Annotated in this window: 23 protein-coding genes and 1 pseudogene; 16 read left to right on the forward strand and 8 right to left on the reverse strand. The window is 72.4% G+C overall.

Annotated elements, in window-relative coordinates; all coding sequences use genetic code 11:
- Positions 1-118: 118 nt before the first annotated feature.
- From Vau01_RS19865 to Vau01_RS19895, 7 genes are all read left to right on the forward strand, one after another.
- Complete coding sequence (locus tag Vau01_RS19865) at positions 119-2281, forward strand: carbohydrate-binding protein (RefSeq protein WP_239151714.1); 2163 nt, start codon at positions 119-121, stop codon at positions 2279-2281.
- 15 nt (positions 2282-2296) lie between these two features.
- The gene (locus Vau01_RS19870) at positions 2297-4369 is read left to right on the forward strand and encodes a glycoside hydrolase family 36 protein (RefSeq protein ID WP_239151715.1); all 2073 of its coding nucleotides are present in this window, start codon (positions 2297-2299) and stop codon (positions 4367-4369) included.
- Between the two features lie 11 nt (positions 4370-4380).
- Positions 4381-5670 carry an ABC transporter substrate-binding protein gene (locus Vau01_RS19875; RefSeq protein WP_203994883.1) on the forward strand — a complete coding sequence of 430 codons (1290 nt, stop codon included), beginning with the start codon at positions 4381-4383 and terminating at the stop codon, positions 5668-5670.
- A complete protein-coding gene (locus tag Vau01_RS19880; protein WP_203994886.1) occupies positions 5670-6590 on the forward strand; it encodes a carbohydrate ABC transporter permease in 921 nt (306 codons plus the stop codon). Before Vau01_RS19875 ends, Vau01_RS19880 begins: the two co-directional genes overlap by 1 nt.
- Entirely contained in the window at positions 6587-7414 is an 828-nt protein-coding gene (locus Vau01_RS19885; protein ID WP_203994889.1) for a carbohydrate ABC transporter permease, read from the forward strand. The genes Vau01_RS19880 and Vau01_RS19885 overlap by 4 nt, the downstream gene beginning before the upstream one ends.
- A 90-nt stretch (positions 7415-7504) precedes the next feature.
- Positions 7505-8413, forward strand: coding sequence for a hypothetical protein (locus Vau01_RS19890; protein ID WP_203994898.1), 909 nt, complete (start codon positions 7505-7507; stop codon positions 8411-8413).
- Positions 8414-8491: 78 nt separating this feature from the next.
- The gene (locus Vau01_RS19895) at positions 8492-11314 is read left to right on the forward strand and encodes an AfsR/SARP family transcriptional regulator (protein ID WP_203994900.1); all 2823 of its coding nucleotides are present in this window, start codon (positions 8492-8494) and stop codon (positions 11312-11314) included.
- Here Vau01_RS19895 and Vau01_RS19900 read toward each other — a convergent pair.
- Positions 11292-12446, reverse strand: coding sequence for an epoxide hydrolase family protein (locus tag Vau01_RS19900; protein ID WP_203994902.1), 1155 nt, complete (start codon positions 12444-12446; stop codon positions 11292-11294). The two genes, Vau01_RS19895 and Vau01_RS19900, sit on opposite strands and share 23 nt — an antisense overlap.
- A 56-nt stretch (positions 12447-12502) precedes the next feature.
- Here Vau01_RS19900 and Vau01_RS19905 point away from each other — a divergent pair, with 56 nt between their 5' ends.
- Both Vau01_RS19905 and Vau01_RS19910 read left to right on the forward strand, forming a co-directional pair.
- Positions 12503-13048 carry an AAA family ATPase gene (locus Vau01_RS19905; RefSeq protein ID WP_203994904.1) on the forward strand — a complete coding sequence of 182 codons (546 nt, stop codon included), beginning with the start codon at positions 12503-12505 and terminating at the stop codon, positions 13046-13048.
- Between the two features lie 78 nt (positions 13049-13126).
- Positions 13127-13591: a phospholipase gene (locus Vau01_RS19910; RefSeq protein ID WP_203994906.1), complete on the forward strand. Its 465-nt coding sequence runs from the start codon at positions 13127-13129 to the stop codon at positions 13589-13591.
- 7 nt (positions 13592-13598) lie between these two features.
- Here Vau01_RS19910 and Vau01_RS19915 read toward each other — a convergent pair.
- The 3 genes and pseudogenes from Vau01_RS19915 to Vau01_RS19925 all read right to left on the reverse strand — a co-directional run bounded on the left by Vau01_RS19915 (position 13599) and on the right by Vau01_RS19925 (position 15077).
- Positions 13599-14116 (reverse strand): annotated as a pseudogene (locus Vau01_RS19915) (SAM-dependent methyltransferase).
- Positions 14068-14640 carry an MFS transporter gene (locus tag Vau01_RS19920; RefSeq protein ID WP_373320276.1) on the reverse strand — a complete coding sequence of 191 codons (573 nt, stop codon included), beginning with the start codon at positions 14638-14640 and terminating at the stop codon, positions 14068-14070. The pseudogene Vau01_RS19915 and the gene Vau01_RS19920 overlap by 49 nt, the downstream one beginning before the upstream one ends.
- A 29-nt stretch (positions 14641-14669) precedes the next feature.
- Positions 14670-15077: a VOC family protein gene (locus tag Vau01_RS19925; RefSeq protein ID WP_203994918.1), complete on the reverse strand. Its 408-nt coding sequence runs from the start codon at positions 15075-15077 to the stop codon at positions 14670-14672.
- A 39-nt stretch (positions 15078-15116) separates the two neighbouring features.
- Here Vau01_RS19925 and Vau01_RS19930 point away from each other — a divergent pair, with 39 nt between their 5' ends.
- The gene (locus Vau01_RS19930; RefSeq protein WP_203994920.1) at positions 15117-16283 is read left to right on the forward strand and encodes an amidase; all 1167 of its coding nucleotides are present in this window, start codon (positions 15117-15119) and stop codon (positions 16281-16283) included.
- Here the strand turns inward: Vau01_RS19930 and bla are convergent.
- Entirely contained in the window at positions 16252-17148 is an 897-nt protein-coding gene (gene bla, locus Vau01_RS19935) for a class A beta-lactamase (protein ID WP_203994923.1), read from the reverse strand. The two genes, Vau01_RS19930 and bla, sit on opposite strands and share 32 nt — an antisense overlap.
- Before the next feature lie 81 nt (positions 17149-17229).
- Here bla and Vau01_RS19940 point away from each other — a divergent pair, with 81 nt between their 5' ends.
- Positions 17230-18201 (forward strand): LysR family transcriptional regulator, encoded by a 972-nt coding sequence (locus tag Vau01_RS19940; protein WP_203994925.1) that lies wholly within the window; start codon positions 17230-17232, stop codon positions 18199-18201.
- The gene (locus Vau01_RS19945; protein ID WP_203994927.1) at positions 18198-19130 is read left to right on the forward strand and encodes a serine hydrolase; all 933 of its coding nucleotides are present in this window, start codon (positions 18198-18200) and stop codon (positions 19128-19130) included. Before Vau01_RS19940 ends, Vau01_RS19945 begins: the two co-directional genes overlap by 4 nt.
- Before the next feature lie 272 nt (positions 19131-19402).
- Here the strand turns inward: Vau01_RS19945 and Vau01_RS19950 are convergent, their stop codons facing one another.
- Positions 19403-19990, reverse strand: a complete 588-nt coding sequence (locus tag Vau01_RS19950; RefSeq protein WP_203994928.1) for a TetR/AcrR family transcriptional regulator — start codon at positions 19988-19990, stop codon at positions 19403-19405.
- Between the two features lie 97 nt (positions 19991-20087).
- Here Vau01_RS19950 and Vau01_RS19955 point away from each other — a divergent pair, with 97 nt between their 5' ends.
- Positions 20088-21041 carry an NADP-dependent oxidoreductase gene (locus Vau01_RS19955; protein ID WP_203994929.1) on the forward strand — a complete coding sequence of 318 codons (954 nt, stop codon included), beginning with the start codon at positions 20088-20090 and terminating at the stop codon, positions 21039-21041.
- A 23-nt stretch (positions 21042-21064) separates the two neighbouring features.
- The gene (locus Vau01_RS19960; protein WP_203994930.1) at positions 21065-21553 is read left to right on the forward strand and encodes a DUF1707 and DUF4190 domain-containing protein; all 489 of its coding nucleotides are present in this window, start codon (positions 21065-21067) and stop codon (positions 21551-21553) included.
- A 5-nt stretch (positions 21554-21558) separates the two neighbouring features.
- Here the strand turns inward: Vau01_RS19960 and Vau01_RS19965 are convergent, their stop codons facing one another.
- The gene (locus Vau01_RS19965; protein ID WP_203994931.1) at positions 21559-22065 is read right to left on the reverse strand and encodes a CGNR zinc finger domain-containing protein; all 507 of its coding nucleotides are present in this window, start codon (positions 22063-22065) and stop codon (positions 21559-21561) included.
- On the reverse strand, positions 22055-22819 hold the full coding sequence (locus Vau01_RS19970) for a DUF6196 family protein (protein WP_203994942.1): 765 nt from the start codon (positions 22817-22819) through the stop codon (positions 22055-22057). The genes Vau01_RS19965 and Vau01_RS19970 overlap by 11 nt, the downstream gene beginning before the upstream one ends.
- Before the next feature lie 122 nt (positions 22820-22941).
- Between Vau01_RS19970 and Vau01_RS19975 the strand changes: the two genes are divergently transcribed.
- Positions 22942-23274, forward strand: a complete 333-nt coding sequence (locus tag Vau01_RS19975; RefSeq protein WP_203994943.1) for an STAS domain-containing protein — start codon at positions 22942-22944, stop codon at positions 23272-23274.
- Between the two features lie 70 nt (positions 23275-23344).
- On the forward strand, positions 23345-23635 hold the full coding sequence (locus Vau01_RS19980; RefSeq protein WP_203994944.1) for a peptidoglycan-binding protein: 291 nt from the start codon (positions 23345-23347) through the stop codon (positions 23633-23635).
- Positions 23636-23696 lie beyond the last annotated feature (61 nt).

Below are 23696 nucleotides of genomic sequence, written 5' to 3' on the forward strand. Positions count from 1 at the left end.
GGCGGTCGGCGCGGGGAAGCGTGTTAATCACAACAAGGTAACGGACCCTTTCGGGCGGGGATGTGACCGGTCACACTGCCATCGAGTGTGACCGGTCACATCGATGAACGGAGAGGTGATGAGGGTTCGGAACTGCGTCTGCGCGATGGTGGTCACGTCCCTCGTGGCCGGCACCGTGGCGGCCCTCGCGGCGGCACCCGCCACCGCCGCGCCGTCGCAACTGACGGTGGATCTCGGTGCGAGCACCGGCGCGCCGCGTTACGGGGCGACCGGGTTCCTGTACGGGCTCGGCGACGAGGGGATCCCGAACGAGACCGTGCTCGCCGCGCTGCGGCCGCAGGTCACGGCCCAGAAGGCACCCGACGGGCTGCAGCACCCGAACGGCGACGCGCTGAAGGTCGCGCCGATGTTCAAGCGTGCCGGGGGCCGCGACATCCAGATCTACATGCAGGACGTCTACAAGCAGTGGCCGTACGACAACCTCGGCCTCGCCGATTATCTGTCCAAAGTGGACGTGATGACGCGGAAGGTGGTCGCCGACCCGAACCGCTCCTCGTACGTCTACGTGCCGTTCAACGAGCCGGACCTCATCTGGTACCAGGGGAACCTCAGCGGCTTCCTCGGCGCCTGGCGCACGGTGTACCAGCGGATCCGGTCGATCGACCCCACCGCGCGCATCGCCGGCCCGAACTTCGCCAGTTACCGGTCGGGCGACCTGCGCTCGTTCCTCACCTATGCCCGCGACAACGCCGTGCTCCCGCACGTGACGACGTGGCACGAGCTCGGCAACGACTTCTTCACCGACTGGCAGAACCACTACAACGACTACCGGTCCATCGAGGCGAGTCTGGGCATCATCCAGCGGCCGATCAGCATCAACGAGTACGGCCGCTCGTCGGGCGACCTCGGCGTGCCCGGCAACCTGGTGCAGTACGTCGCCAGGTTCGAGGCGTCCAAAGTGGACGGTTGCCTCGCCTACTGGACCACCGCCGGTGGCCTCAACGACCTGGTGACCCGCAACAACCAGGCGACCGGCGGCTGGTGGCTGTACAAGTGGTACGGCGAGCTGACCGGCAACACGGTGGCCGTCACGCCGCCGTCGCCGGGCGGGTCGCTGCAGGGCGTGGCGGCCCTCGACGCGGCGAAGAAGCAGGCGCGGATCGTCTTCGGCGGCAACAACCCGTCGTCGGGGACGTATGACACGAACGTGGTCGTCCGGAACGCCACCGCGCTGGGCGCCACCGTGCACGCGACGGTGTGGGGCGTCGACACGTCGGGGCTGAACCCGTCGGGCGGGCCGTACCTGGTGCGCGAGGGTGACTTCGCCACCAGCGGCGGGCAGGCGACGATCCCGTTGACCGGGCTCAGGGGCAGCTCGGCGTACCACGTGATCCTCACCCCGAACACCGATCTCACCGCCGCCGGCCCGACTACGCGCTACCAGGCCGAGTACGCGCGGATCGACGGCTCGGCCCGCGTCACGTACGGGACGAACACCGGCTACTCCGGGACCTACTTCGTCGAGGGGTACGGCGCCAGCACCACCGCCAGCACGAAGTTCGTGGTGACCGTGCCGGCCGACGGCTACTACAACCTGGGCCTGCGGTACTCGGCCGGACCGTACAGCGGCGCACCGGCGGGCCGGTCGGTCCGGATCAGGCTCAACGGCACCGATCTCACCGACCTCGCGCTGCCCGGCACCGCCGACTGGAACACCTGGAACACCGTCACCGCCAAGGTGTTCCTGCCCGCCGGCATCAGCCGCGTCGACGTCAACGCCTACGCCGGCGACGACCGCGACGCCGTGAACCTCGACTACCTCGACGTGGCCGCCACCACGGGCACCGTCACGACGTACCAGGCCGAGGCCGGCGGCAACACGCTCGGCGGCACCGCCGTCGTGGCCAGCGACGCGGCGGCGTCGGGCGGCCGGTACGTCGGCTGGATCGGCGCGGGTGCGGCGAACACGTTGCGGTTCAACGGGGTGACCGTGCCGGCGGCCGGCCGCTACCGGATGGTCGTCGGCTACGCCAACGGCGAACTCGGCGACGGTGCCACGAATTACAACAGCAACATCGTGGACCGCTACGCCGACATCAGCGTCAACGGCGGCGCGGCACGGCGGAGCTACTTCCGGAACACGCTCGGCTGGTCGAACTACCGCACGACGGTGGTCGACGTCGACCTCGCGGCCGGCGCCAACACGATCACGTTCGCCAACGCCGGACCCGGTTTCGCGCCGAACGTCGACCTCGTCCAGATCGCCGCACCCATCAGCTGAGAAACGAGCACAGCATTGGAAACCGAGGTGGTGTGGGGCCATTCGGCCCTGACCCTGGTGGTCGACGTCGGACCGGACGGACCGGTCGGTGTCCGGTCACTGTCCACAAGGGAGCGTGCCAACGAGCCGGGACAAACCCAGGCGCTCGTCGAGGTCCTGACCGCGACGGAGGGCCGGGCCCACGTCTCGCACCGGTTCGCGGAGACGGCCGTGGGGCGGCGCCTGGCCTACACCGGCAGCACCCGCGACCGGACCGGTGCCTGGCACGAGCTGCGGATCCGGTCCTGGGACGAGTGGACGGGCCTCACCGCCGAGACGTCGTTCCGGTCGGTCGACGGCGTCAGCGCGTTCCAGGCCCGCACCCGGGTCACCAACGAGGGGCCGGAACCGGTGCTGCTGCTGGGAATCACGTCCCTCGCGATGGGTCTCGGAAGGGTCGACGACCTGGACGTCCTCACGGGCGACAGCGAGTGGCTCGGCGAGAGCCGGTGGACCCGGAATCCCTTGCGGCAGAGCGTCCCCGACCTGAACCTCGGCCGGCACGGTCAGGACGGTCGCGGCTGTCTCGCGGTCACCAGCCGCGGCACCTGGTCGACCGGCGCGCACCTGCCGACCGGCGGGCTGATCGACCGGACCACCGGACGGGCCGTGCTGTGGCAGATCGAGCACAACGGCCCGTGGCGGTGGGAGGTGGGGGAGCGGCGGGACGGCGTCGCCGGTCTCGCCCTCCTCGGTCCGACCGACCTCGACCACCAGTGCGCGACACGACTGGCGCCGGGCGCAAGCCTCACGTCCGTCCCCGTGTCTGTCGCTCTTGGGGACAACGGCCAGGACAGCGCGATCGCCGCGCTCACCGCGCATCGCCGCGCCCTCGTGCGCCCGCACCGCGACCGGACCGCGTTGCCGGTGGTGTTCAACGACTACATGAACACGCTGATGGGCGACCCGACCACGGCGAAGCTGCTGCCGCTAATCGACGCGGCCGCCGACGCCGGCGCGGAGGTCTTCTGCGTCGACGCCGGCTGGTACGACGACGACGGCACCTGGTGGGACAGCGTGGGCGGGTGGGAGCCGTCGCAGACCCGCTTCCCGCGCGGGATCGAGGAGGTGCTCGCCCGCATCCGCGGGCACGGCATGGTGCCGGGGCTGTGGCTGGAACCGGAGGTGATCGGGGTGCGCAGCCCGGTTGCCGACAAGCTGCCGCCCGAGGCGTTCTTCCAACGGGACGGTGTGCGCGTCGCCGAGCACGGCCGGTACCACCTCGACCTGCGCCATCCGCGGGCGGTCGGGCACCTCGACGACGTCGTCGACCGGCTGGTCGAACAGCTCGGCGTCGGCTACCTCAAGCTCGACTACAACATCGATCCCGGCGCCGGCACCGACCACGCCGCCGACAGCGTCGGCGCCGGCCTGCTGGACCACAACCGGGCGCACCTGGCCTGGCTCGACCGCCTGCTCGACCGGCATCCCCACCTCACCCTGGAGAACTGCGCGTCGGGCGCCATGCGGATGGACTACGCGCTGCTCGCCCGGCTGCAGCTGCAGTCGACCAGCGACCAGCAGGACTTCCTGCGGTACCCGCCGATCGCCGTCGCCGCGCCGATGTCGGTGCTGCCGGAGCAGGCGGCCAACTGGGCCTACCCGCAGCCGGACATGTCGCCGGAGGAGATCGCGTACACGATGTGCACCGGCATCCTTGGCCGGCTCTACCTGTCCGGGCACCTCGACCGGATGTCGCCGGAACAGCGCGATTCGGTCCGGGACGCGGTGCACGTCCACCGGGCGATCCGCGCCGACCTGGCGACCGCGTCACCGTCGTGGCCGCTCGGCCTGCCCGGCTGGGACGACCCGTGGCTCAGCCTGGCGCTGCGCACCGGGAGTTCCACGTACGTGGCCGTATGGCGGCGCGGCGGTGCCGCCGCCGTCGCCCTGAGCATGCCGCACCTCCGCGGCCGGGCCGTCCGCGTGGAGGTCCTCTACCCGACGCACCTGCCCGCGTGGACGTACGCGTGGGACCCGGAGGCCGCGCTCCTCTCCGTCACCTCGACCGGCGAACCACCCGCCGCCCGACTCCTCCGAATCATCTGAAGGACCCCGCCATGAGAAGAAGGACCATCCTCGCCACCGTCGGCGCCCTCGCCCTCGCCGCCTGCAGCGACCCGTCGGCCGAGACCGCCGACCCGGCCACCGACGTCACCTGGCCCGACCCGACCGCGAAACTCGACGGCGTCAAGCTCACGATCTGGGCCGCGCAGAACAGCAACAAGGTGCCCGCGAAGGTGGTGGCCGGCTTCACGCGGGCGACCGGCGCGGGCGTCGAGGTGGTGACGATCCCGGACCCGTACGAGCAGGGCATCCAGACGAAGGTCGCCACCGGCGACAAGCCCGACCTGGCGTTCTGGCAACCGACCGCGTCGATGCTCACCGCGATCAACGCGAAGACCCACCTCCAGCCGCTGACCGACGCGCCCTGGCTGCCGCAGACCGCACCGGAGCTGCGCGACATCACCGGGCTGCTCAACGGGACCCGGTACGCCGCGCTGGTGACCAGCCCGGCCGTCGAGGGCGTCTACTACAACAAAGAACACGTAACGGCCGTCCCGAAGACCTTCGGCGAGATGGTCGACCTCGCGCGGTCGTTGAAGGCCAGGGGCGTGACCCCGTTCTACGAGATGGCCGCCGACCGGTGGGCGACCCAGTGGTGGGTGCAGATCCAGCTGGCCGACGCCGCGAAGGGCGGGTTCTGGGAGAAGGTCAACACCGGCAAGGCGAAGTTCACCGACCCCGTGGTGGTCGACGCGATCAAAAAGTACAAGGCACTGATCGACGAGGGACTGTTCAACACCGACATCAAGACCGCGAAGTTCGAGGACCAGGGTGCGGCCCTGCTCGACGGCAAGGCGGCCATGGTGGTGCAGGTGAACTCGTTCTTCGGCCAGTTGCAGGCGAAGGCCGACACGGCCACGCTCGACCGGAAGATCGGCTTCTTCCCGATCGCGCCGTCGGGCAACGTCGGCACGTTCATCCCCGACCAGTCCAACGCGCTCGTCGCGTTCCGCACCGGCGACGCGAAGCGCGAGGCGGCGGCCCGGCAACTGCTCGCGTACTGGCTCGGCCCGGGCTACAAGGACTTCGTCACCGACCGGAACACCGTCTCGCTGCAGACCGGCGTGCCCAACCCGCCCGGCGTCCCGAAGGCGCTGCTCGACGTCCACGCCGCGCTGCCGACGTCGGTCGGGTCGATGCAGGCGCTCGCCGTCGCGAACCCCGACCTCTACATCAACCTCGCCGACATGATCACCGGGACCATGTCGCCGGACCAGGTCGCCAAGGCCACCCAGGACCAGTTCGAGCAGCTGGCCAGGGCCGCGGGCGCGCCGGGGTTCTGATGGCGGCACCCGTGCTCGAACGGCGCGCGGCGGCGGTGTCGAAGGACCCGCCGCGCGCCCCGCGCCGCGCGATCGGGCGGCACACGCACCCGTGGTGGTTCCTGGCCCCGGCGTTCGCGATCCTGTTCGTGTTCTTCCTCGTGCCGACGGTGTTCAACTTCGTCTACGCGTTCACCGACTGGTCGAGCTTCAAGGCGTCGATCCAGCCGGTCGGGCTGGCGAACGTCGAGTCGCTCGCCTCCAACGGGACGCTGTTCCGCGCGCTGCGGATCACCGTCGTGTACGCGGCGCTGGTGGCCGTCTTCCAGAATCTCTTCGGGTTCGGCCTGGCCGTGCTGCTCGAACGCGACACCCGGCTCAACCGGTTCGCGCGGGTGATGTTCCTGGTGCCGGTGCTGATGTCGGCGCTCGCCGTCGGCTACATCTTCCAGGCGCTGCTGCGGCCCGACGGCAGCCTGAACCGGCTCACCGGCGTCGACTACGCCTGGCTGGCCGACCCGACGTGGACGATCGTGGTCGTCGCCGTCATCCACGCGTGGAAGTGGATGGGCCTGTCGATGCTCATCTACCTCGCCGGGCTGAAGACCATTCCGGAGGACCTCGTGGAGGCGGCCCGCATCGACGGCGCGTCCCGCTGGCACACGTTCTGGACGATCCGGGTGCCGCTGCTGGCGCCGGCGGTGACGTTCAACGTCGCGACCGCGCTGCTCGGCTCGATGAACGGCTTCGACATCGTGCAGGCCACCACCGGCGGCGGCCCGGCCCGCACGACCGAGATCCTCAACATCTTCATCTACCGGACGTTCGGGCAGGGCCTGTTCGCGCAGGCGACCACGATGAGCCTGGTGCTGTTCCTGCTGATCGCCCTGCTGGCGTTCCCGGTCATCTATCTCCTGCGGCGAAGGGAGCGGGTGCTGTGAGCGATTCCGCGTTCTGGCGGCGTCTCCAGCCCGTGGTGGCTGTGCTGCTGGTGGTCGTCGTCATCGGCATACCGTTGTGGCTCGTCGTGGTCACCGCCGGAAAATCTCAGGGTGACGCGCTGCGCCCTGACCTGTCCCTGCCGTCGGACTGGCAGCTGTGGGCGAACCTGCGCACGGTCTGGGCCGACGGCGAGGTTCCCGCCGCCCTGCTCGGCAGCCTGCTCGTCGTCGCGCCGACGGTGCTCGGGGTGCTGACGTTCGGCTCGATGGCGGCGTGGGTGCTGGCCCGGCGGGCCACCCGCGTCACCGCGGTGCTGTACGCGGTGGCGATCAGCGGCATCGTGCTGCCGCCGGCGGTGATCACCGTGGTGCTGCTGCTGCGTCAGCTCGGCATCGCCGGCACGGTGGTCGGGATGATCGGCGTCTACATGGGCATCTACATGTCGACCGTGGTCTTCTTCGTGACCGGGTTCGTGCGCACGGTCCCGGAGTCGCTGGAGGAGGCCGCGCGGATCGACGGCGCCGGACCGCTGACGGTGTTCCGGCGCGTGGTGCTGCCGATGCTGCGTCCGGTGCTCGCCACCGCGACGATCCTCATCTGCCTGTTCGTGTGGAACGACGTCTTCTACGCGTTCTTCGTGGTCGGTGGGCGGCTGGACACGTTGCCGCTCAACCTGTTCCGCGTCGCCAGCGCCGGCCTGTACCTGAACAACTGGCACCTGATCTTCGCCTACGTGATCCTCATGAGCCTGCCGCTGATCGTGGTGTTCGCGGTCGCCCAGCGGAAGATCATCTCCGGGATCAGCAGCGGCGCCGTGAAGTGACCGCGGCGGGTGATCAAGGTTCGTTCAAGAAACCGGTCGAGCGCCGCCGTCCACCATGACCGCGTTGTGACGCGTCATGAAAGGACAGCAATGAGTTTCAGGAAATCAATGCGGCGGTGGGCGGCCCTGGCCGTGGTCGCGGTCGTCGGCGTCACCGGTGGATCGGTGACGGCGGTCCGACCGGCCGCCGCTGCCGTGTCCGGCCTGCAGGCGGTCAGCGCCACCCTGGCCGCCAGCACCGATCCCGTCCAGACCGTGACCGTGACCTGCCCGTCCGGCACGGAACTGGTCAGCGCCGCCGGCTCCATCACCGGCGCCTTGGGCAACGCGACCATCGACGACGCCTTCCCGGACGTGGCCCGGAACCGGGTCACGGTCACCGCGATGGTGACCGATCCGCCGTACGCCACCGCCTGGCGCCCGACGGCGGTGGCCTACTGCGCCGACGACATGCCGGGGCTGGAGTGGGTCGACGCCCGCAGCCCGTACGACCCGCGGGACAAGGCCGCGACCGCGACCTGCCCGTCGAACAAGAAGCTGGTCGGCACGGGCTGGTCGACCGAGGACGCCATGGGCAACGTCCTCGTCACCGGCGTGGTGCCGAAGAACGGCGACACCACGCATGCGGCGGACTCGGTGACCGTGAGCGCCTACGAGGAGTCCGCGTTCGTCGACGACGCGTGGGGCGTCACCGCGTTCGCGGCGTGCGCCACGCCGTTGACCGGCCAGCGGGTGGCCGTGACGAGCACCGGCTTCGACGCGGTCGACCCGAAGCTCATCGGCGTGGCCTGCGACCCCGGCGAGGTGGCCACCGGTGGCGGGGTGTCGCTCCTCGCCGGTCCCGCCGCGATCGGCAACGTCGTCGTCGACGATCTGCTCCCCAGCAACCTCGACTCCGGCAACCCGCCGACCGCGACCAACCTGGCCGCGTACGTCGAGGACTCGCCTCCCGGCGACAACTGGACGCTGAAGGTCTTCACGTTGTGCGCTGACGGATGACCGCTGCCGCCGCCTGCTGCCCGCTACCCGACATGACGGGCGGTGGTTGCCGCAGGCGGCGGCGGGGACAATGTCGCCATGTCGGCGCCGACGGTCGAGTTCCGGGTGCTCGGCGCGGTCGAGATGTACGTCGACGGCCGCGGCGTTCCGCTGGGCCACGCCCGCCAACGGCAGGTGCTGGCCGCCCTGCTGGTGGAGGCGAACCGTCCGGTGCCGGCCGACACGTTGCGGGAACGGGTCTGGGGCGACGGCGCGCCGCAGGGGGCGCAGGGTTCGCTGCACACGTACGTGTCCCGGCTGCGCCGCACGCTCGGCGCGGTCCCGGACACGGTGATCCGGCGCGGCACCGCCGGCTACGTGCTCACCGTCGATCCGGACGCCGTCGACCTGCACCTGTTCCGGCGCCTGGTCGGCGAGGCCCGCGCGGCCGACGACGACGCGGCCGCCGGGCTGCTCACGCGGGCACTGGACCTGTGGCGGGGCGAGGCGTTCGCGACGCTCGACAGCCCGTGGCTGGCGGGGATCAGGACCACCCTCGACGGGGAACGGATGGCGGCCGAACTGGATCGCAACGACGCGGCGCTGCACTGCGGCCGGCACGCCGACCTCGTCACCGAACTCGCGGCCGCGGCGGTGGCCCATCCGTGGGACGAGCGGCTCGCCGCCCAGGTGATGGTGGCCATGTACCGGTGCGGGCGGCAGGCCGAGGCGCTGGAGCACTACCGGGCGGTGCGGGCGCGACTCGCCGACGAGCTGGGCGCCGATCCCGGTCCGGCGCTGCAGCAGACGTTCCAACGGATCGTGCGGGCCGATCCCACGCTCACGGTCACATATCAACCCCCGCGGGCCGCGACCGACGCCCCCGGCCCGGATCCACGGGGTCCGATACCACGGCAGCTGCCCGCCTCGTCACCGTCGTTCGTCGGCCGGGCGGCGGAGCTCGACATGCTGGACCTGTTGATGGGTCCGGATCCCGGGCGGCCGGCCACGGTCCTCGTGTCGGCCATCGGCGGCGCCGGCGGCATCGGCAAGACCTGGCTGGCCCTGCGGTGGGCGCACCGCAACAGTCACCGGTTCCCGGACGGCCAGCTCTACGCCAACCTTCGCGGCTTCGAGCCGGCGACCGCGCCGGTCGAACCGCGGGTCGTGCTCCGGCGCTTCCTCGACGCGCTCGGGGTGGAGCCGGCGCGGATGCCCGCCGACCTCGACGGCCTGGAGGCCCTGTACCGCAGCCTGGTCGCCGGGCGGCGGATGCTGATCGTCCTGGACAACGTCCGGGACGCCGCCACGGTGGCGCCGTTGCTTCCCGGCTCGCCCACCTGCGCGGTGCTGGTGACCAGTCGACACCGGCTGCCGACGCTGGTGAGCGCGCACGGCGCCCGTCCGCTCGCGCTCGACGTGCTCGCCGAGGCCGAGGCGCTCGACCTGCTCGCCGCCCACATCGGTGCCGCCCGGCTCGCGGCCGAGCCGTCGGCCGCGCGGTCGCTGCTGCGCCACTGCGCGGGGCTGCCGTTGGCGCTGGGCACGGTCGCGGCCCGCGCGGTCCTGGAACCGGGCATCGACCTGCGGACGCTGGCGGCGGAGCTGGACGCGGCCGCCGGTCGGCTCGACGCCCTCGACGCCGACGCACCGGAGACCGGCCTGCGCTCGGTGCTCTCGTGCTCGGTGCGCGCCGTCACCCCGGCCGCGGCCCGGTTCTTCGCGCTGCTCGGATCGGCACCCGGGCCGGACATCGGCGTGGCGGCCGGGTCGAGCCTCGCCGCGCTCCCGGCGGCATCCACGCGGACGGTCCTGCGCGAACTCGTCGCCGCGCACCTGGTGCAGGAACACCCGCCCGGCCGGTACCGCATGCACGACCTGGTGCGGCTCTACGCGACCGAACTCGCCGGCCGCGACGAGCCGGAACGCGGGCGGGCGGTGCGCCGCCTCCTCGACCACTACCTGCACACCGCCCACCGGGCGGCGATGCTGCTCTCACCCCACCGCGACCCGCTGGACCTGCCGGAACCGGTCGCCGGTGCGGGCGTCCCCCCAGATCCTTCCGATCTCGACGCCGCGATGGCCTGGTTCGACGCGGAGTACCCGGCGCTGATCCCGGCGATCCGGCTCGCCGACGAATGCCGCCTCGACGTGCACGCCTGGCAGCTCCCGTGGACGCTGGCGACCTACTGCGACCGGCGCGGCCACTGGCAGGACTGGGCCGCGGCGCAACGGATCGCGATCGACGCGACCGGGCGGACCGGCGACCTGGAGCACCTGGCCCAGGCCCACCGCCTGGCCGCCAACGCCTACTCCAACCTGCGCGACGTCGCCACCGCCCGCGACCACCTCGACGAGTCGCTGCGGTTGTACGAACACCTCGGCGACGGTGCCGCGGGCGCGCACGTCCAGTTCGACCTGGCGCTGCTGTCGGACCGGGAGGGTCGCCCGGAGCAGGCCCTCGGCCACGCCCGGCGCAGCCTGGACCTGTACCGCGGGTCGGACGCCGCGCCGATCAAGGTCGCCGTCGCGCTCAACGCCGTGGGCTGGTACCTCGGGCAACTCGGCCGGTACCGGGAAGCCGTCGACCACTGCCGGGAGGCGCTGGCTATCGCGCAACGGGCGGAGAGCCCGTACGGCCAGGCCAACACCTGGGACAGCCTCGGCTACGCGTACCACCATCTCGGCCAGCACGACGAGGCGATCAGCTGCTACCGGCAGGCGGTCACCCTTTTCCACGGCATGGGCGACCGCCACGCCGAGGCGCTGACGCTGGACCACCTCGGCGACAGCCAGCAGGCCACCGGCGACCGTGCCGCGGCCCACGACACCTGGCGACGGGCCGCGGACACGCTCACCGAACTCGGTCACCCCGACGCCGGAACCGTCCGCGCGAAGCTCAGCTCTTCCGAAGTGGCCTGAAACACGCCCGGACCTCGTCGACGAACAGCGCGGGCTGTTCGAACGCGGCGAAGTGGCCGCCCCGGTCGGGCTCGTTCCAGTAGTGGATGTCGACGAACCGCTTCGCCGCCCAGCGGCGCGACGGCCGCGGGTTCTCCTTCGGGAAGATCGAGCAACCGGTGGGCACGGTGATGGTGTCGGTCGCGCCGGTCCGGAAGTTCTTCTGGACCCGGCGGAAGCTCTCCCAGTACAGCCGCGCCGACGACGCTCCGGTGCCGGGCAGCCAGTAGAGCATGAGGTTGTCGAGCAGGTCGTCGCGGCTGAACACGCTGTCCAGGTCGCCGTCGCAGTCGCTCCACGACCGGAACTTCTCGATGATCCAGGCGCACAGCGCGGCGGGGGAGTCGACCAGCCCGTACCCGAGCGTCTGCGGCTTCGTGGCCTGTTCGAAGGAGTAACCGTCCTCGGACTCGCCGGCCGTTTCCAGGTCGTGCAGGGCGCGGCGTTCGGCGTCGGTGAGGTCGTCGAACGTGTCCGGGTCCGGCGGGGCCAACGGGGGGACGAGGTGGACGCCCACCACGTGCCCGGTGTCCCGCTGGGCCAGGGCGGTGCTGACGCTCGTCCCCCAGTCATGGCCCTGCGCCGCGTACCGGTCGTAGCCCAGCCGCGCCATCAGCAGCGCCCAGGCGTCGGCGATCCGCTCGACCGTCCACCCCGGTCGGGAGGGTCGTTCGCTGAACCCGTAGCCCGGCAGCGACGGGCACACGACGTGGAACGCGTCGGCCGGGTCGGCCGGGTTGGTCAACGGCCCGATCACCTTGAGGAACTCCACGACCGACCCCGGCCACCCGTGGGTCATGATCAGCGGCAGCGCTCCCGGATGCGGCGACCGCGCGTGGAGGAAGTGGACGTCCAGGCCATCGAGCGCGGTGGTGAACTGGGGGACGGCGTTGAGGCGGGCCTGGCGCGCCGGCCAGTCGTACTCCTCGGCCCAGTACCGGCACAGGTCCTTGAGGAAGGCGAGCGGGACGCCCTGCGACCAGTCGTCGACCGTCTCCGGGTCCGGCCACCGGGTGGCCCGCAGCCGCCGGCGCAGGTCGTCGATCGCTGTCGCGTCGACGTCGATCCGGTACGGGATGATCTTCTCCGACATCCGGTCCACGGTAAACCGGTTGGCGCGGTTCGGCGCCCGCTGCGACGATCCTGGGCGTGCTGGACGGATGTGTGATCGTCACCGGCATGCCCGGTGCGGGCAAGTCGACGGTGAGCACGCTCGCGGCCCGCCTGCTGCCCCGGGCGGCCCGGGTCAAGGGCGACGACGTCAACCAGATGATCCTCACCGGCCGGGTGCCGTTCAACGCCGAACCCGTCGACGAGGCCGACCGGCAGGACGGCCTGTGCAACCTGAACATGGCCACGCTGGCGAACAACTTCGTCGACTACCGGTTCACGGTCTTCATGGACACCGTCGTGGCCGACCGCGCCGAGTTCGACCAGCTGATCGGCCTCCTGGCCGCCCGGCCCGTGCGCATGGTCGTCCTCGCGCCCGGGATCCAGGTGTGCCGCGACCGCAACGCGACCCGCGACCCCAGCGAGCGCTTCGACTTCGACGGCTACGAGCACCTCGACGCGCGGATGCGGGAGGACCTCGCGGAGTTCGCCTGGTGGTACGACACCTCCGCCGTGACACCCGAGGAGACCGCCGCCCGCCTCGTCACGGAGGCCGAACGGCGCTGCCCCGCGCTCGGGCAATGACCGGTTCCACCACACGTTGATCGTCGAATTGGCACAATTGCGGTTGTTTGCGTCCAAAACAACCCAGTGAGGTGCTCGGTGTCGCTCCGTCGATACGCGGTCGCGGTCATGATCCTGCTCGGCGTGGCCCTCGCGCCCGCGGCCGCCTCCGCGGCGGACTCTCCCGACCGACCGTCCCTGCTGTTGGCCTGGACGAGCGTGGGACCCGACAGCTACCGGGCCTGGGACGCCGCCCGCACGGATCCGGAACGCCGGCGCGGATACCACTTCGACTGGAGCACCGACTACTGCACGGGCGGCCCCGACCAACCCCACGGCTACGATTTCCGCCTCGCGTGCTGGCGCCACGACTTCGGTTACCGCAACTACCGCGCCGGCGGCGGGCTCCGCCCACACAAGGACCGCATCGACGCCGCCTTCTACGCCGACATGATGCGCGTGTGCGACCGCCAACCGTCCGCCGACCGCCGGGACTGCGCCCGCACCGCCCGCGCCTACCACTGGGCCGTCCGGATCTTCGGCGGCTCGAAGGTCCAGCTTTGATGCCCGTCTACGGTCTGGGCTTGCGGGCGACGCCGATCAGGTTGTGCAGGACGGGCGTCTCGGTGTCGGTGTCGGGCCGCCACCGCGTCACGTCGACCAGGCCGGGCTCGACGAACTCGAGACCGTCGAAGTAGGCGCGGATCTCGGCCGGCGGGTGACGTCGCGGGCCTCCTCGGCCGTCGGCAGGTGCGCGAGGATCCCGGACAGGATGACGGCCACCGGCCGGTCGAGGTCGAGCGTGCGGGCGGCCTCGGCGAGCACTCGGTCGACGTCGCGGACGTCGGCGTGGACGAAGTCGGTGGCGCCGTCGGGTCCGCTGGTCAGCAGGGTGCGGGCGTGCGCCTGGACGAGCGGGTCGTAGTCGACGTAGACGATGCGGGCGGTCGGCGTCACCGCCTGCGCCACCTCGTGGGTGTTGTTCGCGGTGGTCTCGTCGATCGGGCTCACCGCGTCACCTTTCGATAGACGCGCACAGATTACCGTCGATCCGGGTCGCGGAGGGCGACCGCCGCGACCACGCCGCACCCCACGAACACCGCGGCGCCGACCGCGACCGGGACGGCGATGTGCACGGTCGCCAGCAGGCCGCCCGCCACCGAGCCGACCACCAGGCCGAGCAGGCCCAGCACCCGTGTCGCGGCGTTGACCCGGCCGCGGAGGCCGTCCGGCACCAGCGGCTGCCGCAGCGACACCGAGCAGACACCCCAGACCACCGCGTGCAGGATGTACAGCGCCAGCAGCCCCGCGGCGACCACGGCGTCCGTCGTCACCGACAGTGCGGCCAGCGACGCGGCGCCGAGGCCGAGGCTCGCCACGATCGTCCAGCGGTAGCCGATCCGGGCCCGGATCGGGGCGGCCACGGCCGTGCCGGCCAGGCCGCCGAGCGCCGACGCCGCGAGGATCACGCCGTAGCCGGTGCCGTCGAGGCCGAGCCGCTCGTCGGCGAACAGCACGAGGATCGAGAACGGCACCATGTAGCCGACGCGAGCAACGGCATCGACACGAACGCGAGGCCGTCGGCCAGGTTGGACATCGCGTTCGCGCTCCACAGCGCCCCGAACCCCCGTGTCATCCGTGATCAGGTCGGCGGGTCTTCCGCCGGGCCGAGGAGGTCCCAGCGGTTGCCGGCGAGGTCGAGGAACACCGCGACGCGGCCGTACGGTTCGGCGCGGGGTTGCGTGACGAACGGGACGCCGGCGTCGACCATCCGACCGTAGGTCGCGTCGAAGTCGTCCACGCGCAGGAAGAATCCGACCCGGCCGGCCGCCTGCTGGCCCACGGCGGCGCGTTGGTCGTCGCCGTCGGCGCGGGCGAGGAGGATGCCGGTCTGCGCGCCCGGCGGCCGGACGACCACCCACCGCTTGGGCCGCCCGTCGTTGGTGAGCGACGGCACGTCCTCGACGAGGTCGAAGCCGAGGACGCCCGTGAAGAAGGCGATCGCGGGGTCGTACTCGTCGACGATCAGGGCCACCAGGTCGATCCGCATCGCGGAAGCCTATGCCGATCATCGCGGTACGGTCGGCCGGTGACAGCATGGATCACCCGCTTCGATCCGCCTCCCGGTGAGCCGGCGGGGAACGTGGTACGGGTCGCCGTCAAGGATGCCATCGACGTCGCCGGCAGCGTCACCACGGCCGGGTGCGTGGCGGTCCGGGCCCGGGCCGTCCCCGCGACCGTCGACGCGGCGTGCCTGGCCGGCGTCCGCGCGGACAGGACCGCCGTCATCGTGGGCAAGACGACGCTCACGGAGCTCTGCGTCAGCCCGGTCGGCGACAACCCGGTCTTCGGGACCCCGGTCAATCCGCTGGCGCCCGATCGCATTCCGGGCGGCTCGTCCAGCGGCAGCGCGGTCGCGGTCGCCGCCGGGGAGGCCGACGTCGCGTTGGGCACCGACACCGGCGGGTCGGTCCGCATTCCGGCCGCCTGCTGCGGCGTCGTCGGGTTGAAGCCCACCTGGGGGCGGATTCCGACCGCCGGCGTCTGGCCGCTCGCGCCCAGCCTCGACGTCGTCGGTGCGCTGGCCCGCGACGTCGCCGGGGTCGTGACCGGCATGCGGCTGCTGGAGCCGGGATGGTCGGTCGCCGCCCGCCCGGCCGGCACCGTCGGACGGTTGCGGTTCGCCGGGGTCGAGGCCGTGGTGGATGAGCGGGTGGACGCGGCGCTGAGCGCCGCCGGTCTCGACGTGTGCGAGGTGGAGCTGCCCGGCTGGGACGCGACCGTCGACGCGTTCTACGCGATCATCCTCGGCGAACTGTGGCGCGCCCACCACGGTCTCCTCGACGCCGCGGGGGTGGGCGACCACGTCAATGGCGGCATCCGCGTGGGCCGGGCGATCACCGACGAGCGGCTCGACGAGGCGTACTCCGCCCGCCTGGCGTGGCGGGCGGAGCTCACCGCCGTCCTCGAGAATGTCGACGTTCTCGCGCTGCCGACGCTCCCGACGCAACCACCGACCCTCGACGACTACGCCCACCACCGGCTGACCGAACTGACCGCGCCGGTCAACCTCGCCGGCAACCCGGCGCTGTCGATGCCGGTGCCGTCGCCCGGGCTGCCCGTGCCGGTGAGCCTGCAGCTGATCGGGCCGATGGACGGCGAGGACCTGCTCTGCGCCACCGCGCTCGCGATCGAGGCGCGGCTCACCCGCCCGGGGCCGGCGATCACTCGCCCGGGGCCAGGACTGATGCCATGAGCCGGGCCGCGTCGGCGATCAGCGGGTTCGTGACCGGCGCGTCCTTCGTCGCCTTGGTCGACAGCACCGCCAGCACGACCGGGGTGCCCCGGGTGGTCCAGGCGACGCCGACGTCGTTGGCGGTGGCGTAGTCGCCGGTGCCGGTCTTGTCGCCGATGACCCAGCCCGACGGCAGGCCGGCGCGGAACCGTGCGGCGCTGGTGGTGTTGCCCTTCAGCCAGGTGACGAGCTGCTCGCGGTCGCCGCCGGACAGCGCGCCGCCGAGCGTCACGCGCTCGTAGCCGCGGCCGATCGCGTCCGGGGTGGTGGTGTCGCGCAGGTCCCCGGGGACGGCGGTGTTCAGGTCGGTCTCCCAGCGGTCGAGCCGGCTGACGTCGTCGCCGATCGAGCGGAGGAACCGGGTCAGGCCCGCCGGTCCGCCGATCTGGCGGAGCAGCAGGTTGCCGGCGGTGTTGTCGCTGTACTGGATCGCGGCGGCGCAGGCGTCGCCCAGGGCGATGCCGGTGTCGACGTGCTGGCCGGTGATCGGCGAGTTCGGCAGGATGTCCGCGGGCGGGAAGGCGATCACCGTGTCGAGGCCGGTCCGGGCGCGCAGCACGGCGGCCGCGGCGAGCGCCTTGAACGTCGAGCACATCGCGAACCGCTCGTGCGCCCGGTAGGCGACGACCCGGCCGGTCCGGAGGTTGCGGCCGTAGACGCCGAGGCGCGCTTCGTGCGTCTGCTCGAGCTCGCGGAACCGGGCGTCGAGATCGGTGGGCGCGGCCGTCGCGGGGTGTGCCGCGGCGGACGCGGTGGCGGCGACCACCGAGGTCGCGACGCCGACCTTGAGCAGGCCGCGGCGGGTCACAGAAGGTGCGTTGGTCATGCGCCCAGCCAAACAGGACGCGGGCGATCATGTCCAAGATGCATTATTGAAGGAGCCATGACTATTTGATATAGATGCCGGGTGGACCTGCTCGCGCACCTCGCCGCGTTCGTCGCGGTGGCCGACGAGGCGAGCTTCTCCCGCGCCGCCGACCGGCTCGGGATCGCCCAGCCGCTGCTGAGCCGGCGGGTGAAGACCCTCGAGGACCACTTCGGCGCTCCGCTGTTCGACCGTTCGCCCCGGCAGGTCGCCACCACCGAGTTCGGCCTGCTGCTCCTGCCGTACGCGCACGACGTCCTCGACCGCACCCAGCGGCTGCGGCACGTCGCCCGGTCGGCGCGGGAGTCGGCGGCCCTCGCGGTCGGCGTCCCCGCGGACTGCGACCCGGCGGCGCTGGCCCGGATCATCCGCGCCGGCACCGACCACGACCTGACGCTGAGCGTCCGCGAACTGCCGCCGGACGCGCGGGCGGCCGGGATCACGGACGGGTCGCTGGCGTACGCGCTGGTGCGGGTCCCGCCGGAGAACGCGCGGGTGCGGGTGCCGCTGGGGCTCGCGTCCGGGCCGTCGGAAACCGCGGGACGGTCGCACGCCGTCCACCTCGAAGACCTGCGACCGCGCCGCGGCCGCCCAGCCGACGCGCCGCCCCGCTCGGCGGCCGTCGTGTCGCCGAGCCGGGCAGCCCCGACGCCGCCGATCCTCACGATGGCCGAGGACGACGTGCCGGCCGGCCGCGACCGGCTCGACCGCGCCGCCGCCCGGGCCGGCCTGCCGTCGTCGCGGCTGCGGCCGGCCGGATCGTCGGCGTCCGCGCTCGCCGAGACGCTGGCCGGGCGGGCCCTGCTGCTGTGCGCCGCGCCGTTCGCCCGCCGCCACGGCGCGGCCTGGGCGCCGCTCGCCGACGCGTCCCTGCACCGCGGCTACGACGTCGCGGCGTCGGTGTCCCGCGAGACACCCGACTGGCTGGTCGCGGCGCTGGCCGGTGCGGTGGGCGCCGTACGGACCCGTACGGCCGTACGGCACGGTACAGACCGCTTGGCGGCACGCGGATGACCGTTGTACCGACCTTCGTGGCTGGCGACGGTGACCTGCTCGAGGTCGCCGAGTCGATCGCGGCGGACTGGGCGTCGCTCGGGATCCGTGGATCGTTCCTCGCGCGTGACCTCGACACCGGCGAGCACCTCGGCTTCGACGTCGACGTGCCGGTCCCGCTCGCGTCGGTGATCAAGGTGCCGCTCGCGCTCGTCGTGCTCGACCTCGTCGCGCGCGGCGACCTCGACGCCGCCCGACCGGTGACCGTCGACCCGGCCGCCGCCAGCGTCGGGCCCACCGGGCTGGCCGCCTTCCGGCACCCGGCCACCGTCGCGGTCGGCGACCTGCTGCTCCTGATGCTCGCGGTCAGCGACAACGCCGCCGCCGACACCCTGCTCGACCTCGTTCCCCCGCCCGATGTCGACGCCCGCCTGCGGGAGTGGGGCTGCACCGGCATCCGCGTCCGGCACCGGCTCAACCGGATGTACGAGTGCGCGGCGGGCGTCTCCGGCAACGACTTCGCGCTCGCCCTGGAACTCGCCATCCGCGACGAGCGCACCGGCCACCACACCATCGAGACGCTCGACCCGGCCCACGCCAACCTCGGGTCGGCCGCCGCGCTCGTCGACCTGCTCCAGCGCGTCTGGCGCGACGAGGTCGCCCACCCCGACGCCACGGCCGAACTCCGTCGCCTGATGTCCCAGCAGGTCTTCACCCACCGCCTGGCCAACGAGCTGCGCGCCGACACCCTTCAGGTCAGCGGCAAGACCGGCACGTTCCTCCACCTCCGCCACGAGATCGGCGTCGTCGAGGCCGAAACCGGCGAACGGATCGCCATGGCCGCCCTCACCCGCGCCGACCGCCGCGCCCGCCAGGCGCCCGACATCGACCAGGCCATCGGCACCGCCGCCCGGGATGCCTTCGAGGCCCTCCGCAACCACGGACCCTGACGCCTGTTGCAGTGTCCCGATACCACCGCAGAAGGCGTGGCGCTTCGCTGTCGATGAATCGCGGTCAGCGCACCGAGCGGCTGGCCCGACGAGCCCACGGGGCAAGGAAGGTGCGGGTCAGATTTATCGGCATCCCGGTTTATCGGCATCCCGGTGAACCGATCCATTCCTCGAACGGGTGACCGACTCCGAACCAGGAGCTGTGCCAGACCGTCCATAGTGGAGCGACGGGTGACGCCGGCCGCGTGGGCCAGTGAGGACGGGGCAGCGGATCAATAGTCCGTCGGGGGCGGGTGCGGTAGGGCATGCGCGCCCTCCGGGCGCAGGCCGTCGAAGATGATGGCGAGGTACCGGCGCCACAGGTCGGGTGGGGCGTTCGGGACGTAGGTGGTCACGTAGTTCGGCGCGCACATCAGCAGGATCACGTCGGCGCCGGTGACGTCCGTCCGGACCGCGCCGTGCTCCCGCGCCCGGTCGACCAGCCGGTGCACGGTGTCGAACATCCGGGTGCGGGCCTCGGTGACGTCGGTGGTCAGCGCGCTGTGCAGGAACGTCAGGTCGCGTTGCTGCCGCTGGTGGGCGGCCACGGTGAGGAACTCCAGCAGCGCGTCACCGGCGTCGGGGGCGTCGAGCAGCCGCTCGCCGGCGGTGGTGAGCTCGTCGATCCGGTCGAGGACGATCGCCGCCAGCAGGTCCTCCTTCGTCGCGAAATGCCGGAACACCGTCCCCTTGCCGAGGCCGGCCCGCCGGGCGATGTCGGCGACCGACGCGTCCAGGCCGCGTTCGGCGAACTCGTCCGCGGCGGCGGCCAGGAGGAGGCGACGGTTGCGCGCCGCGTCGGTTCTGAGGGGACGGGTCACGCGGCGACCCTAGCAAGTTGACCGCCCGGTCCGCTTTTGCTAGCGTCCCCCGCGAAACATGACCGCCCGGTCCGTTTCAGCGAAAGAGGAGACGACGATGAAGGCTGTCGTGGTGAACGCCTACGGGCCGCCCGAGACGTACACGGTCGGCGAGGTGCCGACGCCCCGGCCCGGTCCGGGTCAGCTGCAGGTGCGCATCGCCGCCGCCTCGATCAACCCGGGCGACCTGCGGCTGCCCAGCGGCGACTTCCACGCGGTCACCCCGCTGCCGTTCCCGCACGTGCCCGGCAACGACTTCGCCGGCACCGTCACCGAGGTGGGCGCCGGGGTGACGACGTTCGCGGTCGGCGACGAGATCTTCGGGTTCGCCGCGCCGCGGGCGTTGCGCGCCATGGTCGGCGCCCGGCCGTCGGTGGGCACCGGCACGCTGGCCGAGTACGCGGTGGTGGAGGCCGACACCCCGTTCCTCGCGCACCGCCCGGCCGGGCTGCCCGTCGAGGAGGCGGCGGCGCTGCCGACCGTCGGGTTGACGGCGCGGGCGTTGATGGCCGTTGCCGGGGTCGAGCCGGGGGAGACGGTGCTGGTGATCGGCGCGACCGGCGGCGTCGGCACCACCGTCGTCCCGTTGCTCGCGGCGGCGAAGGCCCGCGTGACCGCGACCGCGACCGACGCGGACGCCGCCCTCCTGCGCACGCTCGGTGCTGCGGAGACCATCGGCTACGCCGGGTCGGAGTACCCGGCGGACGTCGACGTGGTGCTCAACCTCGTCGTGCCCGGCGACCGGCTCGCCGGCTTGGCGCGGGCGCTGCGGCCCGGCGGTCGTCTCGTCACGATCACGTTCCCGGTGCCGCAGCCGGAGTGGCTCGGCCGCGACGACGTCGACCTGCGGTTCGTCCTCGACATGGACGGCGTCCACGGCGGGATGCGCGAGGTCGCGCTCGACGGGTTGACCGCGGTGATCGGCGGCCGCTACTCCCTCGACGACGGCGTGCGGGCGATCGTCGACTTCGCCGGCCGGCACACCACCGGCAAGCTGGTCGTCACGATGTGAGCCACCCCGATACGCTCCTCGGCATGTCGACGCCGCCCGATGAGCCGGGAACCGGGCCCGAACGCATCGGGGACGCGCAGCGGGCGGCCGTGCTCGACCTGGTCGACCGCGCGTACGTCGAGGGGTTCCTCGACAGCGGTGAGCACGAGACCCGCCGCGCCGGCGTGACGGGGTCGAAGGCGGTCGCGGAGCTGCACGCGCAGGTCGCCGACCTGCCGCCGCAGTTCCACTGGGTCCCCGCCCACCACCCCGTGCCGCCGTCCAACCGGGGCATGGCGGTGATGAGCGTCGTGCTCGGGGTGGTGTCCATCCCGATGTTCCTGTGCCTGGGCACCGGCGCGGCCGTCGGCGGGCTGGCCGTGTTCGCCGGGACCCGCGCGCTGCGCCAGGACTCCTCCCGGCCGACGGCGATCGCCGGCATCGTGCTCGGCGCGGTCGGCGTGGTGCTGGGGCTGGGGTTCCTCGCCCTGCTGGTCTTCTCGTCGGACCAGACCACCGTCCGGACCAGGTGACGGCGTCAGTCCCGGTTGCGGCGGCTGTGGGCGCGCACGCGGACGCGGTTGCCGCAGACGGCGCTGTCGCACCAGCGGCGGTCGGGGCGGGACGCGACGAAGAGCTTGCGGCAGTCCTCTCCCCGGCAGGCGGCGAACGACGGGCCGGTCACCACGAGGTCGACCGCGGCCGAGACGAGATGGTGCGCGATCACCGCGGCCGCCGTGCCGTCGGCCGGGACGGCGAGGGTGAGCCGATCCCCGTGCCAGCGCAACTCCGGCTCCCGCGCCGGACGCACGAGTAGCGCTGGGTCGGGCCGGTGGCCGGCGGCGACGTCGCGCAACAGCAGTTGCAGGTCGTCGCGGGTGCTCCGCAGTGCGAGCAGGCCGTCGGCGTCGACGGCGTGGCCCGCCGGGCGCAGGCCGGGCCAGGCGTCGACCCAGGCGCGCCACTCGGTGAGAGTCGCGATGCGGTCGCGATCCGCGGACGAGCGGGTGTTCGCGAACGCGATCGCGACCGGTTCAGCCGGCATCGCGGGACCGCAGCACGTTGCGGCCCGCGGTCCCGTCGGACCACGTGAAGTCCTCGATCAGCCGCAGGTGTCCGTCGGCCGCCGGTTCGACGCGCATGGTGGCCGTGCCGGTCCGCGCGCGGCCGTCGACGCCGACCTGGGCGTACGCGGTGGTCACGCGGTCGTCGACGCGGGACCCGAGCAACGTGCCCCGGCCGATCGGGCCACCGGCGTAGCTGGCCTCGACCGCCCCGGCGTGCTCGCGGAACTCGAACACGGTGCCGGCGGTGATCGCGCTCGCGGCCGACGTCTGCTCGACGTCGAACACGCGCAGGTCGAGGTCGAGCGGGTCACTGCCGACCGGCCGGCGCAGCTCGTCGATCAGGGCGTGGACGGCGGCGGCGAGCTCCAGCGGGTAGCCGAGGTAGTCGAAGATGCCGCCGCGGCCCGGATTGTCGCCGCAGACGACGAAGACCCCGCTCCCCAGGCGCTGCTTGATCACCGTTGCCAGCCACCCGACGTAGCCGCTGTTGTCGACGTCCGGCGCGAACGTGCTCATCGTGAGGCCGAACCGCTCGCCGGAGTCGCGCGCGGCGGGCACCAGGGCGCACCAGCCGTCGACGTCCCGGACCGTGGCGATGGCGTCGGCGGACGGCGCACCGGCGATGCGCCGGAAGCACCAGGCCCCGGGCAGGTGGGCGAGCCGGGTGGTGCGCAGCACCGCCCGCAGCCGCCGTTCCGACTCGACCGGACGCTCCGCGGAGATCGACACCATGCCCGCAGTATAGCTAATGGGAAGTCCCATTAGCTCCGGCGTTCGGAATCAATCGGGGTCGTTGGATTCAGGGGGCGATGTCTGATATCAAGATTCCACCCGGTGGGGGAGGGGCCCGAACGTTGCATGTCACCAGAACCGTCGCGAGCGACGGTGTCACGACGGTCGCCCTGAGCGGTGACGTCGACATGGTCGTCGCCGACGGGCTGCTCGGCGCGTTGTCGGAGGTGATCGACGACGCCGCGACCACCGGCGTGGTCATCGACATGTCCCGCGTCCGGTTCTGGGACTCGTCCGGTGTCGGCGCGCTGGTCACCGCGTACCGCAGGGCGTCCGAGCGCGGCACCTCGCTCGTGATCGGCGACATGTCGGAACAGGTCCGCCAGATCCTGCGCCTCACCGGCCTGCTCGACCTGCTCACCGACCGCCGCACGGTGCGCCGAATTCAGGGTTGATTCGTAGCTTTCCCTGAGGGCGACCCACGGTCTGCCGACCACACTGGACGGACAGCCCAAGGAGGTCGCCATGTCCGTTCGTCGCACCCTCGGCGTCGTCGGGGCCGTGCTGGCCGGCACGGTCACCGCGTCCGGGTCGAGCGTCCCACCGGCCGATCCGAAGACGGTACGCGCGCTGCTCGTCGAGATCGGCCTGCTGCGGCGGCACGCGGCCGAGGCCGCGGTGCCGGTCGCGCTGCGTCGGTTCCAGGCCCGGGTCGGGGTGACGGTGGACGGCGTTGCCGGTCCGGAGACGTGCCACGCGCTGGCCCGTTACGCTCGTGAGGCGCGGGAACTGCAGGCCCTGGGCCTGGCCGCATAGCGTCCCCGCACCTCCCCCGAAAGGCGGACATCGGGTCCGTCGTCCGGCCCCCCGGCGCCAG

Source organism: Virgisporangium aurantiacum, assembly GCF_016863635.1.
GTDB classification, from domain to species: Bacteria; Actinomycetota; Actinomycetes; order Mycobacteriales; family Micromonosporaceae; genus Virgisporangium; species Virgisporangium aurantiacum.